Raw genomic sequence first — 14,659 nt, 5'->3', positions numbered from 1 at the left:
ACGCTCTCTCCCTCTCCCCTTACAATGATCACATACTCATATACAGGGAGGAAGCGTCATGACTTCAGCAATGTCCTCATCCTTTAACCCTTCACCCATCAATTACACTTCCGTTGCAAACCCTGACCTTGTCCTTGCCGGTCTATCGAAAGGATATGACTCCTGGATAAGCCGATGGTCCGACATATACAACAAACATAGCGGCCCGGCTTTCATCGTAGCAATCGATGCTGCCCATGGAGCCTCCTACGAGCGATGGATGAACCGTCTCCGCGCATACTGTCAGGAACAGAATGTCCCTTGTGTCTTGGTGGACACGGTCCATTACATGAAAGGACCGGAGGAGCTCCTTCGCCAATTCCATCCTTACCTCACCGATAACCGCGCCTTTGGAAGGGTAGCAGCCGATGCTTTGCCGCAAAGCTATTTTCAGGAGGGGGCGCAAGATACATGGCTGCTTGATGTCCAGCAGAAGCTGAATAACCTCGTCGCGTTAAACGAAGCCGGCGCAGGACCGATCCCCGTGGTGGTGATTGCGGGACCCGGAGCCCTCCTGCTCTCTCCTTCGGCCCATGTCTCCGCTTACTGCGATCTGTCCAGGGAAAATCAGCAGAAGCTGCACCGCATGGGCATGGGCAGCCTCGGCCTTGGCGAATGCAGTGATCCTGTCGAAACCTACAAGCAGGCGTTGTTCCTGGAATGGCCCGTGTGGGAGAACTATCGGCGGGAGCACATGGATGATTTCGATTATTATATCGACATGAATCAGCCCGATACCCCCACTTGGGCGGCCCTCCCGTCCCTGCTGCAAGTACTGGAGGGTATTGCGGGCAGACCGTTTCGGGTCAAGCCATTCTTTGCTCCGGGCATCTGGGGCGGTCAGTACTTGAAAGAGCTGTGCGGGCTGCCTGCGGACTTGTCCAACTGCGCCTGGGGATTCGAGCCGATCGCCCCTGAGAACACGCTGCTGATCGAAGCCTGCGGCCACGTGATCGAAGTTCCGTTCTCCCTCCTTCTATCCGCTCACCCGGTGGAAATCATGGGAAGACGCAACGTGGAGCTGTTTGGGGATTATTTTCCGATTCGTTTTGATTACCTGGATACAATCGACGGCGACAGTCTGTCCCTACAAGTGCATCCGCAGCAGGAATACATTGAGCGGACATTCAACGAGGTAATGACGCAGCAGGAATCCTATTACATCATGGAACAAAAGCCTGGAACGTCTCCTCTCGTCGCCCTTGGCTTCAAAGAAGGAATAAGCGGCAGCGATCTGCTTCAAGCGGTGGATCATGCCCATGATACAGGCCAGCCGCTGGACATTTCGCGGTATGTCAACGTGTGGGAAGCCCGCAAAGGGGACCTCTATCTGATCCCGCCGGGAGCTGTCCATTTCGCCGGCAGGCATAACCTCGTGCTCGAAATTTCATCGACGACCTGGTGGTTCACCTTTAAAATTTACGATCATCTCCGCCTGGACCAGGACGGCCGTCCCCGTCCGATCAACCGGGAGCATGCGGAGCAGAACATGATCGATCGCTTCGACACGGGATATGTCCACAAGCATCTGATCGCGAAACCAGAAATATCAAGCATACAGGGAAACAGCACCGAAGAGCTTCTCGGCGAGCGGGATGACCTGCTGTTTCAAGTGAAAAGGCTGCGGCTAGAGGGCCCATGGGAAGACGATACCGATGGCGGATTCGTCATGTACAACCTGGTCGAAGGAAGTCGCGTCCGCCTGATCCCAGGCGATGATGCAGCAGCCGCCGTGGAATGGAGCTATGCCGAATCCTACATCATTCCCGCCGCGACCGGCTGCTATCGGCTTGAGCCGGTGGGTCCCGGGCCCTGCACGCTGATCCGGGCCCAAGTATCGCCGGGCTGGCATACCCCGCTGCTTCCGCATCATTGGAAGCCGGGTGAACGAGGATGAGCGGCAGCCTGCCGAACCGGACGGTTGTGACGCTAGCCCTCGATGCCGGCGGAACCTTCGTCAAGGGCGGCGTGCTTGAGAACGGGCTCCTATTGCCCGAACCGCGCCTGGAGCAGCCTTCGTGTTCGGAAGCGGACGCAGAGACCATCACCGCCCGTTTGGCCGATCTGACCCTTCGGCTCGCCGCTGCTTATATGGGCAGCCGGTCGGCGGCGGAGCACCCGGTAACCTTCCGCATCGGCGCCGCATTTCCCGGTCCCTTCGATTATGAACGAGGCGTTTGCCTTATCAAGGGACTCGCCAAATACGAGAAGCTTTATGGCCTGTCGGTGGGCAGCCTGCTCAGGCAAGAGCTGTACCGGCGGGCACGGCTGCCGGGCAGCTGCGCATGGATGAGCGAGCTCGCCTCGGCGGAGATCGCTTTCGGCAACGATGCCGCCCTGTTCGGTTTGGGCGCCGCCAAGCGGTACCCGGGTGAGCGGCTTCTGTGCCTGACCCTTGGCACCGGCCTCGGCTCGGTCTTCATCGAACGCGGGCAGGCCATCCGCGGCACGGACGGCGTGCCAGCCGGCGGCATGCTGTACGCCGAGTTGTTTGAGGGCAGGCCGGTCGACGAGCAGTTCGGACGGCGCGGCATCCTTGCGCTGGCCGATGGGATGCAGGCGCGGCAGGCCGGCGAGGATGTCGTCGACCTCGCCCATGCTGCCGCCCGGAACGAGCCCGCAGCTCTCCGGGTCTGGCATGCTTACGGCGAGCGGCTCGGACGGATGCTGCGCCCTTATGCATCCGCATTTCGTCCGCACCGCCTCGTTCTGGGCGGCCAAATTGCGAGGAGCCTGCCGTTATTCGGCACTTCCCTGACAGAGGCACTGCTTCCGGTACTGCTGCCCCTTCAATATGAAGAAGATCTGCAGCCGCAGGTCTTCGGCGGAATCGACCTGCTCTTTACAGGCAAAGGCAAGGCTACGGCTGAATGAAGCTGCCCCGGGCTGCCGGACTTACCCGGCTTCTTCGGTTATGCGGCGGTCTTCCGGCTTATGCGGTTGTTATAACCCAATATTTCACATTCCTGTCTCCCAAGGAGGTTCAATCATGTCATTAGAACAACAAATCAAACTTGCCGACGCGCCATTGCCGAAGCGTAAGTGGACGATTTACGTCATTCACCATTCCCATACCGACATCGGATACACCGAACGTCAGGAGAAAATCGAGCAGTACCATGTCGATTTCATCCGTCAGGCGCTTCACATCGCGAACGCCGCCCATGATGGCACAAGACCCGAATGGAAAGGATTCCGCTGGACCTGCGAAACGTTCTGGGCCGTCGAGCAGTTCCTGAAGACGGCTTCACCCGAAGAGAAGCAATCGTTTGCAGGTGCCGTCCTTCGCGGCGATCTGGAGCTGTCCGGCACCTACCTGAACATGACGGAGCTCCCTGACGAGCGCCTGCTCGGAAACATCCACAGCAAAGCCCAAGCTTATGCCGCCTCCATCGGCGCAAGCGTGGACAGCGCCATGACCGCGGATATCAACGGCTACGGCTGGGGTTATGCCGACAGTCTGCTGAACAACGGCATCCAGCACTTGTTCAGTTGCATTCACACGCATCACGGCATGTATGCGCTCGGCCGCAAGCAGGCTCCCTTCTGGTGGGAGACGCGTGACGGCCGCCGTCTTCTCGTCTGGAACGGCGAGCATTACATGATCGGCAACGAGCTGGGTCTCTGCCCGGACGCGCTTGGCAAATACATGATCCGCGACGAATTCGACCATCAGCTGGTCGAGCCCGAAGCCATCCATGATGCCATCGCCACCATCCGTATTCGCCGATATTTGGCGCAGCTCGAAGCCGAGCAGTATCCGTACACGTTCGCGCCGGTCATGCTGTCCGGCCTGGGCACGGACAACGGCGCGCCCAACAGCCGGATCATCGAATGGATCGCGGCCTGGAACGAGCAAAACGGGGAGCAGATATCGATCGAAATGACCAGCCTGAGCGGCTTTTTCGACCGTCTGAAACAGGAAGATCTGAACACGCTCCCCGTCCACCTTGGAGACTGGCCCGACTGGTGGACAGACGGCGTCAGCTCTACCCCGATGCATACCCAAATCTACCGGGATGCCCAGCGCACGCTCCGCAAGGCTGAAAAGCTGGACCCTGATGCAATCTCGGTAAGCCGGGCAGAGCTGGATGATGTGGAGCAGCAGCTGGCGCTGTACGCCGAGCATACCTGGGGCTACCATTCCTCCATCTATGAACCGTGGCACAAGAACGTCCAGCTGCTGGAAGTCCGCAAGCAGGCACATGCGGCCGAGGCCAGCCGCCTAGCCTATCGCGCCCTGGACAAGGTGCTGCTGTCTCAGGGAGGCGCTGCGCTCTACCCCGGCCGGCCGTACCGTTTCCGGATCAGCAATCTGTCCGGGCGCGAAGTCATGGAGCTCGTCACGCTCCAGCTGGACGGCTGGGAACCCGGCGCCCTTCGCGAAGGCGTCGAAGTTGTGCGGGAGGATACCGGAGAGGTGCTGCCGCAGCAATCCTCCCATCCGCAGACCATCGTGACCGAGTTGAAGCTAGGGGCGCAGGAAACCTGCTTCCTGTTCCTTCGCCCGCTGGTGAAGGGCCATCACGAGGGGACGACGACGTCCAACACCCGTCTGATCGGAGCCGATCAGGTCTATGATATGGACGATATCGTTGCCCCATTATCAGACACAGCAAGCGGCCACCCGCCAATCCGCGTGACCCGCGGCAGCCTGGAGTCCCCATACGTCCGGCTGACTTGGTCCGAGAGCGGCATCCGCTCCTGGTTCAACAAGGAGCAAGGCCTTGAAATGCTGCGCAGCGAGGATCCGTACGGGGCCTTCACCCCGATCTACGAGGTGACCCGGCCTGCCGATCCGACGGACGCCTCCCAAGTATGGAGCACCCGTGCACGCATGGGGCGCAACCGTAAAGGCATCCACGCCGAACGTTTCTCCGGACGCCTCGTATCGGTACGCACCCTGGAGAACGGACCGCTGTATGCGTCGGTGGAGCTGGCCTATCAGCTCGATGGACTCTCCTATTTCGCCTTGTTCCTGCGGGTGCATGCAGGCCGGAACCGGGTGGACGTGTCCGCGCGCTTTCACAAGGACAGCGTATGGAGTCCGGAAAACCTCTACCTCGCGCTGCCGTTTACGAGCGGTAACCCATCTAGAGACACGCTGTATGCCGACAAACCGGGAGGGGTGGTCCGCCCGTGGATAGATCAGATTCCGGGAACCTGCCTCGATTACGCCTGCGTTCAAGCCGGCATCGCCTGGCAGGATGAGCAGAACACGCTGCTTCTTGCGTCGCCGGATACACCGCTCATGCAGTGGGGTCCGCTGGAGTATGGCACGCGGCGGGTACATACCCAGCAGCCCGCTGATGAGAAGCCTGCCGCCTACGCGTGGCTGATGACCAACTACTGGGAAACCAATTTCAAAGCGACGCTGGGCGGGTTTTATGAATTTACGTACCATGTTAGTGTACAGTCGGCACAGCCGGAGGAAGAGCTTGCGGCGGCAATCCAGGCGCTGCACGATCCTTTTGTCGTATGCCGCATGCGCTGAAAAGCTTTGTTCGTATCCTGTCATGGATGTAATATTGAAACGAAAAGTGCCCTTATGATAGGGCACTTTTTTAGTGTAAACATAGATACAGATCATCACTTGCGGGGAATCAGGTTCACGGTGAAAATTTAGGGGTCTCGGACTGCATCAGAACTCAGCTGAAAAGTGGTAAAATATCCTTAAATTTTAATCATCATAAGGTGGGGAAATGCCATGTCTGTATTAAGTGAGATATCTGCATACCAAAATCATAAACCGTATTCTAACGTCGCACTGCAATATTTGGTTGAAGCTGAACGGCCCATCATTAATTATGAGCGTGTTTCTTCCTTAAGTGCGGAGCACTACCGGAATCCTGTTCTGGATTATGTACTTCATACGCTGGAGCTATTGAAAAACGAGGATATATCTTATTGGCAGCGTGATCTGCTCGCAGAAGTGCTGCTATGGTCGGATGCAGCCAAAGCCGGATCCACTAAGCGCCGGAAACAATGGGCTGACGAAGGGATAAACTTGGTGGTGCATAATGTGGGATCGGCTCAGCTTTACAAGAAAGCTCTTGACTGTGAAGAGTTCCCCGATGAACGGTCCCAGATCATTTACCTCATGATCCTCACTCATGGTTTAATCGGCCAATACTTGCGTGGCGAAGTCGAACTCCATGAAAGCTTACCATTACTCCGCATTATCGACGGGAAAATTCTAACCCGTGATGAACTGGCGAAGACACTCTACATATACAATAAGTGCATGATTCGGGCCGTGTCAGAGAAGCTCTGGTTAGAGCTCGATACGTTTGTGTTAGACGCTCTGGAACAACTATTGAACCGAGACCTCGCTCCGGAAACCCCGTTTCAGCGTTTGGTTAAGCTTCGCAGCCATAATACTGGTGAGCTGTCCCATTGGTTAGAGCATCCTGAGATTAAACAGTGTATCGATGATGGGATGCCCGGCAAAACGTTCTGGTATGTGGAGGCCGCACTTAGCGGTTTTTCTGACGAGCATTTTATTAAAATGATGATGATTGCGCTCATCGAAGCCGGCCAATCCAGTAATCACATCTCTTTTGAACATTTGATGGTGGGGCTTTATTATCAGTCGAAGGGTAAGAAGACTCTCAATGTCTACCGGCAGCGCATTATCGAGCACTACTTAGACCAGATTAGCTTTGCCGAAATTGTAAACCACGCTTTCCCTGTCAATGATCATATCCGCCTGGACTGCGTCACCGATCTGAACGGCCATGTCACCAGTTTTAATTTCCATTTTTCAAATGTCAGCGAAAGCCTGCTCAGCTTCTGCATGGAGGCGGAAAATTCGGGACCCCTGTTCGAGAAAGCGATTGTAATGCTGTACGATCTGTTTCAATTTCGCCGAGATGCCTACGACCGGCTGCAGAATGAAGAAAGCTATCTGGACGACATGAACGGTTCGTTGGAACATAAACGCTTGATTCTTGATTACGTTGTCGGCGATACGGTTGTTGACATCGGTCCTGGAGGAGGCGCTTTACTGGATGAGCTTTCCCTTGCTTTTCCCGGGAAAAATATCATAGGAATGGATATTGCAGAAAACGTCATTGCGGCATTAAATAAGCGGAAATTTGAAGAAGGGCGCAGCTGGAATATCCGGCGCGGCGATGCTTTAAACCTGTCGGATACCTTTCCAGCCGGGGAAGTATCCACTTTCATTTTCAGCTCCGTACTTCATGAGCTTTATTCATACATCCCCTATGAGGGATCCAAATTTAATGCAGATGTGATCAAGAAAATCCTCAAGGAAGCTTATTCAGTTCTGGCACGTGGCGGGAGGATTATTATTCGTGACGGAGTGAAAACAGAACCTGAACATATGGAACGTCTGATCCGTTTCGCTAACCCTGCCGATTTGGACATCTTCAATCAATACGCGCGTGACTTCAAGGGGAGAACCATAAAGTATGAGACCTTCAAAACGGCAGGTGGCATCACTCATGTGCGGCTTCCCGTCAACGATGTCATGGAGTTCCTTTATACGTACACTTGGGGGCCCGAGGCGTATGCTCATGAGGTTCAGGAGCAGTTCGGATATTTCACCCCGCAGGAATACCGCGAAACCATTGAGGAGACCTGTGGCGATAGTGCGAAAATCGTAGTCCTTAAAAGTTATCTGCAGCAGGGATATGAGGAAGCGTTGGCTCCCAAAATCACGCTATTGGATACGAATTACAATGAAGTGAAATTACCCGACAGCACTTGTTTTATTGTCATCGAAAAAAGGGAATAGCGGCTGCTCAAGCAAGAAAAAACCTTCATTCACTCTCAGCCAAGAGTTTTTACCGCATTATTGAAAAAATGATAAATTGATATTCCTAAGTATGACGGTAAGATGTCATACTTTTTAGATTATCTTAAGGTTGTCAAAAACAAATGTGAGGCAGAACCTTGGGAGGAGATTTACAAATGGCAAAACTATTGATGGTTAAAGCAAATGATCGGCCAGCCGATCAATCCGTAAGTGTTCGAATGTACGAAGCTTTCTTGCAGGCTTACCAAGAAGCGCACCCGGATGATCAGGTGGAGGTGCTTGACCTCTACGATGTCGAACTGCCGTATTATGGCGATAAGGCCATCAGTGGACTTAACAAGTTGAATCAAGGTGTAGAACCCACTCCAAACGAAGATAAAGCGGCCCAACTGGTCAATCGGTATTTGGACCATTTCCTCGAAATGGATAAGATCGCATTCGCCTTTCCGCTATGGAACAGTACGGTCCCTGCCCCGCTGATTACTTATATCTCCTACCTTACACAAGCAGGAAAGACATTCCGTTACACTTCGGAAGGCCCGATCGGACTGGCGGCGGATAAGAAGGTTGCACTCCTCAACGCTCGGGGCGGTAACTATTCAATCGATTATATGGCGCCTTATGAGATGGCAGTTACTTATATGCGGAACATGATCGGTTTGTGGGGAATACAGAATCCGGATGTGGTGGTGATCGAAGGTCATCAACAGCATGGCGGCGACTCCAACGTCATTATAGAAGCTGGGCTTCGGACTACCGCGGAGCTAGCTGTCCGGTTCTAATTCGACATATAGCGGCGGAGACAATACGCTATCCGATGGGAAGAAACCCCTTCTGACTTTCGATAAAGATTGTAATGATCGTGTAATCGTTCGAGACCTTATCATTCGTCCTTCCCCAATTTATCGATTAAGGTGGGAACCTCAAAGAGTATCTTGGCTCTTAGGGCCTCAAAAGAGTATCCCCTTCTTAATCGATTAATGACTCGAATAAGGCTAATTAGAGATTCCGTATAAGCATCTGGAATGCGATGGTCGAAATAAGCGAATATTTCTTCCTCCCAATTCTTCATAGCCTTTGTCAGTGGTTCAAAAGCGGATTGCAGTTCCGTTGGTACTTTAGCTTTCCATTCGTTGTATTTAAGAAATGCCGTTTGTCTGCTATCACATTCCCAAATATCCAAATAGGATTCCTTTAAGTCATAAGCAGTGACGAGAGACGGATGATTCTTTTCCCAAAGGTCTAGAGTCATCCTATCCTTCTCTGTAAGCTCTATATCCCGTTTTAAGAGGATAAAACGGCCTTGCATCAGCCCGCGGCGTTCTTTTGGCGATAATCCTTCAAGGATCTGCTTATGAATGGTTTCTAACGCTTGGTTTGCCATACGGACAACGTGAAATTTATCTACGATGATAAAAGCTTTTGGTAATACTGCCCTTACGGCGTCCTTATACGGTTGCCACATATCCATAGTGACGTATCGGATTCGTCCTATACTTGGAAGGCGTAAGAGGTAATCTACAACGGTTTCCTTGTTACGGTTGGGCAAAACATCCAACAAAGTACATTCCTCAATGTTGGTTAAAACGCATCTTGGTTTAATGATGTGAATTTCGTCAATCCCAAGCCAATTGGGAGTTTCATATCGATGCGTTTCTCTAAGACGGTTGATGTAATCACGAAAGATGTTGCGTATTGTTTTTTCATGTACTCCAACATCCTCGGATATGCTAACAAATGTACGTTCAATGCTTTGCGTCTCTATATAAGACAATAATCGTTTGGTGCAGTTTCGCTTTTTGTCTATGGTGTGGTCTAAGTGTTCCCAAAAGGTTCGATTGCAGTCTCTACAGCAATATCTCTGACGCTTTATGAGAAGGACTACATGCTTGCCGTGAAGAGGCAAGTCCATACAAATCTGTTCTCTGCTGTCATGTTTGTAGAGGTTGGCTATACTTCCACAATGAGGGCAAGCCAAAGGTGGAGAGTTCGTCACCATTTGAATTAGAAATTCAAATTCATTCTCACAAATACTTAGGATGTTAAATTTTGAAAGATTTAGAATATCCATAGGAGTTTCTTCTATGCATTTATGATGCAATCTCCTTCTTTGTTTTCGCTTGGCTGGTCAAAATACCGCTGAATATGAAAGATAACAACGAACCGGCAAAGCATATAGCCGCAAACATGCCTACGGCGGAAAAACCGTTAAAAACCGCGTAAATAAGGCCAGCGACCCAAGAACCGAGCGTTGTCGCAGCATACATGATTGAATTGGCCAGGCTGGAGATCGTGCCGCGGATGGCTGGATTTAATGAATTCAGCATTCCTAATATTAGGGGAAATGCGATCCCCATATTAACGAATATGAAAAAGTAAACACTTTCGAAAGCCGCAACCGATGGCAAGTGAGGCAAAACAATAAAACATGCGATAGAGACAAGAAAGCCCACAACCAGCGTATTGAAACGGTTAAACGTTTTGATCACATAGGCACCGCCGAAGCTTCCGGCTATATTCCCGAGACCAAGAAAAAACATCACGTACCCCGCTTGATCAATGGAAAGATGAAAGCGATCTGTCACCCATCTTCCAATGAAAGAAAAGGCAGCAAAGAATCCACACTGAAATAAGAAGTGAGCGAGGAAAGCCCTTCTCGCCATTCGGCTGTTCAATAAGGGGATGTATCTACTGAAAATCGGAGTCTTGGTTTGTTGGCCTTGATTTGGTTTCATTTCGGGCAAAGCATAGAAGATGAATACCGCCCCCAAAAGTGCACATGCACCGATTGTAAAGAAAGGATAATACCAATGGGTTGAGGCAAGCAGACTTCCAATAGGGATGCCGAACGCCTGGGAAGCAGCTAAGCCTGCCATGACGATTCCTGATACTTTGGCTATTTTTGGTGTTGGAAACAGAGCAGGGATCGATGCCCAGACTTGAGGCGCCGTAAATGCTGCGCTGACTCCAGCTAAAAACCGGAATACGAACATCGACCAAAAACTTGTGGCAAAGCCGCATAATATGGTTGAAACCGAGAAGCAGACCATGCCAAAAAGCATTACTTTTTTGCGATCCCATCCATCGGAAAGCGGTCCAGCGATTAATGCAAAAATGGCATAACCTAAAGCATAAGCCCCAACCATCCAACCGGAATATTCGGTCGGGATATGAAACAAGTCCTGAAGAGTGGGGATAAGCGGAGAAATCAAAAACGTATCCGTACCAATAACAAACATGATGAGGAAAAACAGAGCAGTTAATTTGATCATTCTATTCACCCTTTGTAGTTAGTTCTATAGTTCAAATATTATTGAACTAACGAATAAAAAAAAAGAATTTCTTTCTACAACGTATCCAGAAATCCGGGTAAGTAAGTTTGAAATGTCTCCAAATCGATGCTCATATACTTCGCTTGAGCTTCTTTTCGTACCTTGATCAATTTCGCCTCCTTTAAAGTACGCAAGTGATACGAAGTATTTGATTTCGTAGTATCGCGAATGTCTCCTACTTCTCCACAATTCATCTCCTTTCTGCTGGTGTATAGAGCTCGGATGATGTCCAATCTTGTTTCATCGGCTAACGCCTTAAATATTTTGACTCTAAGCTCATCATTTATCATTTTTTGAGTAGTCATAAAACCATTGTACTAAGATATCGCTACAAATCAAGCCTTTAGATAATTACCACCATATTCTCCGATTTTTAAGTGAAATGTCGTTTTTTGAATCCTGATATTTGCGTACAACGTTGATAAAAGAAGTGGAGATATGCATGATACTAACGAGGACACGGAGCCAAAAGGGTTTATTGGATTGTATGGAGCGGATCGAAATGCTATAAAAAAAGCACTACATATGACAACACACTATAGAAATGCAGAAAAGGAGTAAGGGTTCCCCCTTACTCCTTTCTTTCGGTTATCTGATTTTAACCTTTTTCATATCTTATCATTTTTCTATCTATCTATCTTTATCTAAGTTTTCTTTATTACAGCTTAAGAGCACTTGCTATACCCACAGTTGCCGCAGGTTTTGCACCCCTCGATATTGATCAGCGTCGCCGATCCGCAGGACGGGCATAGATCGCGCGAAGCTTGGGGATCATCGTAACGGTGGTCGTGACCGCCGCCGTGATCGGCCGTTTCCGGTGCGAGTGTCGCTGCAACCGGAGCCGGGTCATGTTCTTCGTCATAGCCGGAACTCACATGCGTTTCAAGGGCTTTCGCCACGGCATCCGCAATAGACTCGACGCGGTTCGGGCCAAATCCGATGGCTCCCGAGCCTCCAATGCCTTTGAGGTGCTTGATCAACAGCTCCACCTTCTGGCCATGATCCCCGTACCGAAGGAACAGTGAGCAGACGCGGCCAAGAGCTTCGGCCATCGCAAACACGTCCGAACCGGCTTTGCCGACGTTCAGGAAGATCTCGCTCGGAATGCCGTCAAGGTCATTGATCGTGATATACGCCATGCCAAACGGTGTGTTGATTTTGTAAGTCGCCCCGCGCAGCACTTGCGGACGGCGCTTGTACTGCTTGTCGACCACTTTCGCACCGGATTCGGCCACAGCGGCTTGCAGCTTGGCTGCAGGCTCTTGAGCTTCGGTTTCTTTCGCGCTCGCCACTTCTTGTACAGCTGTTTCTTCTTTTTTGTCTTCCTTCTTCTCGGTTTGCAGGACCTGCACGTCGCGGCTGCCGTCACGGTAGATCGTTACGCCTTTGCAGCCCAGATCGAAGGCCAGCTCATACAGGCGCTTCGTTTCTTCAACGGTAAAGTCTGCAGGACAGTTCGCCGTTTTCGAGATGGAGCTGTCCACCCAGCGCTGAATAGCTGCCTGCGCGCGGATATGATCCTCTGCCGACAGATCCATCGCGGTAACGAAGTAATCCGGGAGCTCCTCGCCCGGATGGGCATCAAGCCAGTCCTGGGCGATCGGCACGAACTGCTCGTCAAAGCCGAGACGGCTTTGGCGGAAGTATTTAAAGGCGAAATAAGGTTCAATGCCTGTGGACGTTCCTACCATGGTACCCGTGCTTCCGGTCGGTGCCTGCGTAATGACGGTGACGTTGCGCATGCCGTTTTCGCGGATTGCTTCGCCGACTTCCGGATATACTTCGGTCATGTTTCTCATAAAGCCGCTTTGCAAATACAGCTCGGCGTCGAATGCCGGGAAAGCACCCTTTTCCCCTGCGATCTCGGAGGAAGCCAGGTAAGCTTCGCGGGCAATAAATCCATATAGCTTATCCAGGAACGCCATAGACTCGCGGCTGCCGTAGCGGATGTTAAGCTTGATCATCAGCTCGGCCAAGCCCATCGTTCCCAGACCTACGCGGCGTTCTTTTTTCTGGTTCGCTTCATTTTCTTCGAAATGGTACGGCGTCTTGGAGATGACGTTATCCAGGAAACGGACGGAATAACGCGTCGTCAGTGCCAGATCGTCCCAAGCCACGTCATGCTTCTCTTCATCGTAGAACTTGGAGAGGTTCATGGCGGACAGATTGCAGACACCCCAAGCCGGCAGCCCCTGCTCGCCGCAAGGATTCGTACAAATGATCGGGTTGAAATACCAGCTGTTGGACATTTGGTTGTAGTATTCCAAGAATACCACGCCCGGCTCGGCCGATTTCCACGCCGATTCAATGATGGTGTGCCAAATTTCACGCGCTTTGACTGTGCGGTAATGGATAACGCTGCGGCCTTCCTTTTTCCACTTGTCAAGATCGCCGTCCCATACTTCGTTATAATCCGGCTCCGTTGTATCCGGGAACACGAGCTCCCAATCAAGGTCTTCTTTGACCGCCTTCATGAAATCATTGCTCACGCATACGGACAAATTCGCGTTGGTAACCTGTCCCATCGTTTGTTTCACCGTAATGAAATCGAGGACGTCCGGATGCCAGTCGTTGATCATCAGCATCAGCGCGCCTCTGCGACTTCCGCCCTGCTCGATCAAGCCCGTGGTGTAACTGAACAGGCCGCCCCAGGATACGGCACCGCTGGAAGAACCGTTCACGCCTTTGACAACCGATCTGCGCGGACGCAAAGAAGACAGGTTGATGCCGACACCGCCACCACGAGCCATAATTTCCGTCATCTCGGACAGCGTCGCCATAATGCCGCCGCGGCTGTCTTTCGGGGATGGAATGACATAGCAGTTGAAGAGCGTCAGCTCATCGCTTGCTCCTGCGCCAGCCGCGATGCGTCCGCCCGGCACCAGCTTCCAGTCATCCAGAATGTAACGGAACTTCTCCTGCCACTCTTCCTGCAGCTCCGGGGTTTCCTCAACGGAAGACATGGCTCCCGCCAGGCGGTCCCACATTTCTTCCGGTGTTTTCTCTATATTTAACGTCAATTTATCGACATGGGATTCGACAAGCTCTCCGCGGCGGGTTTTGACCGTCACGATGCTTCCGTCACGGCTTACGATCTCGCCGACTTCCTTGGTAGGGAACTTCGGATCATCCTTCGTCAGCACAAGCACGACGTCTCCGACCTTGGCATGACTCGGATCCGGATCCTTCCAAGCATAACGGTCCAAAAATATTTTCTCGCTCAATCCTTCAAGCTTTTGTTTCTGCTGAATCATACCCAAACGAAACGACCTCCCACGATAATGGTATTATTCAATCCTGTTTGATTACGTATGAACACAGCCGTTCAGCCAATCTATGAATTATCGCTGCATTCCCTTAAACAAGATATAAGGCTTAAACCACGTTTTCCGCTCATTACGTACAATATATTGTGTGCGTTACACATTATACTATACCACATATTGTAACTCTACAATCAAATCCTGAAATTTAAGGCATGTAAGCTCTTCAATGGCGGACAACCTCT

Annotated in this window: 8 protein-coding genes and 1 pseudogene; 5 read left to right on the top strand and 4 right to left on the bottom strand. The window is 51.6% G+C overall.

The features are described from left to right. Positions 1–58 precede the first annotated feature (58 nt). The 5 genes from ACTHPM_RS00505 to ACTHPM_RS00485 all read left to right on the top strand — a co-directional run bounded on the left by ACTHPM_RS00505 (position 59) and on the right by ACTHPM_RS00485 (position 8,601). The gene (locus tag ACTHPM_RS00505) at positions 59–1,936 is read left to right on the top strand and encodes a class I mannose-6-phosphate isomerase (protein WP_440393244.1); all 1,878 of its coding nucleotides are present in this window, start codon (positions 59–61) and stop codon (positions 1,934–1,936) included. Continuing rightward, a complete protein-coding gene (locus tag ACTHPM_RS00500; RefSeq protein WP_440393243.1) occupies positions 1,933–2,913 on the top strand; it encodes an ROK family protein in 981 nt (326 codons plus the stop codon). Before ACTHPM_RS00505 ends, ACTHPM_RS00500 begins: the two co-directional genes overlap by 4 nt. Positions 2,914–3,028: 115 nt before the next feature. After that, positions 3,029–5,533 carry a glycoside hydrolase gene (locus ACTHPM_RS00495; RefSeq protein ID WP_440393242.1) on the top strand — a complete coding sequence of 835 codons (2,505 nt, stop codon included), beginning with the start codon at positions 3,029–3,031 and terminating at the stop codon, positions 5,531–5,533. Between the two features lie 213 nt (positions 5,534–5,746). Continuing rightward, a complete protein-coding gene (locus ACTHPM_RS00490; RefSeq protein WP_440393241.1) occupies positions 5,747–7,798 on the top strand; it encodes a class I SAM-dependent methyltransferase in 2,052 nt (683 codons plus the stop codon). A gap of 176 nt (positions 7,799–7,974) precedes the next feature. Then, positions 7,975–8,601: an FMN-dependent NADH-azoreductase gene (locus ACTHPM_RS00485; protein WP_440393240.1), complete on the top strand. Its 627-nt coding sequence runs from the start codon at positions 7,975–7,977 to the stop codon at positions 8,599–8,601. 143 nt (positions 8,602–8,744) lie between these two features. Here ACTHPM_RS00485 and ACTHPM_RS00480 read toward each other — a convergent pair. The 4 genes and pseudogenes from ACTHPM_RS00480 to ACTHPM_RS00465 form a co-directional block, all read right to left on the bottom strand. Continuing rightward, positions 8,745–9,890, bottom strand: a pseudogene (locus ACTHPM_RS00480) (ISL3 family transposase); the annotation flags it as partial. Positions 9,891–9,909: 19 nt separating this feature from the next. Beyond that, positions 9,910–11,091 carry an MFS transporter gene (locus tag ACTHPM_RS00475; RefSeq protein ID WP_440393239.1) on the bottom strand — a complete coding sequence of 394 codons (1,182 nt, stop codon included), beginning with the start codon at positions 11,089–11,091 and terminating at the stop codon, positions 9,910–9,912. 74 nt (positions 11,092–11,165) lie between these two features. Next, positions 11,166–11,441 carry an ArsR/SmtB family transcription factor gene (locus ACTHPM_RS00470; RefSeq protein WP_440395307.1) on the bottom strand — a complete coding sequence of 92 codons (276 nt, stop codon included), beginning with the start codon at positions 11,439–11,441 and terminating at the stop codon, positions 11,166–11,168. Between the two features lie 375 nt (positions 11,442–11,816). After that, entirely contained in the window at positions 11,817–14,405 is a 2,589-nt protein-coding gene (locus ACTHPM_RS00465; protein WP_440395306.1) for an adenosylcobalamin-dependent ribonucleoside-diphosphate reductase, read from the bottom strand. Positions 14,406–14,659 lie beyond the last annotated feature (254 nt).

The organism is Paenibacillus sp. SAFN-054, from assembly GCF_051966755.1.
Classification (GTDB): Bacteria; Bacillota; Bacilli; order Paenibacillales; family Paenibacillaceae; genus Paenibacillus_AQ.
Note: the sequence above shows the minus strand (reverse complement) of the source record. Positions and strands in the feature narration are given on the sequence as shown.

Coding starts and splice junctions, on each gene's coding strand:
- ACTHPM_RS00500 (WP_440393243.1), top strand. CDS start 1,933: ATGAGCGGCAGCCTGCCGAACCGGACGGTTGTGACGCTAGCCCTCGAT.
- ACTHPM_RS00505 (WP_440393244.1), top strand. CDS start 59: ATGACTTCAGCAATGTCCTCATCCTTTAACCCTTCACCCATCAATTAC.
- ACTHPM_RS00475 (WP_440393239.1), bottom strand. CDS start 11,091: ATGATCAAATTAACTGCTCTGTTTTTCCTCATCATGTTTGTTATTGGT.
- ACTHPM_RS00495 (WP_440393242.1), top strand. CDS start 3,029: ATGTCATTAGAACAACAAATCAAACTTGCCGACGCGCCATTGCCGAAG.
- ACTHPM_RS00485 (WP_440393240.1), top strand. CDS start 7,975: ATGGCAAAACTATTGATGGTTAAAGCAAATGATCGGCCAGCCGATCAA.
- ACTHPM_RS00465 (WP_440395306.1), bottom strand. CDS start 14,405: ATGATTCAGCAGAAACAAAAGCTTGAAGGATTGAGCGAGAAAATATTT.
- ACTHPM_RS00490 (WP_440393241.1), top strand. CDS start 5,747: ATGTCTGTATTAAGTGAGATATCTGCATACCAAAATCATAAACCGTAT.
- ACTHPM_RS00470 (WP_440395307.1), bottom strand. CDS start 11,441: ATGATAAATGATGAGCTTAGAGTCAAAATATTTAAGGCGTTAGCCGAT.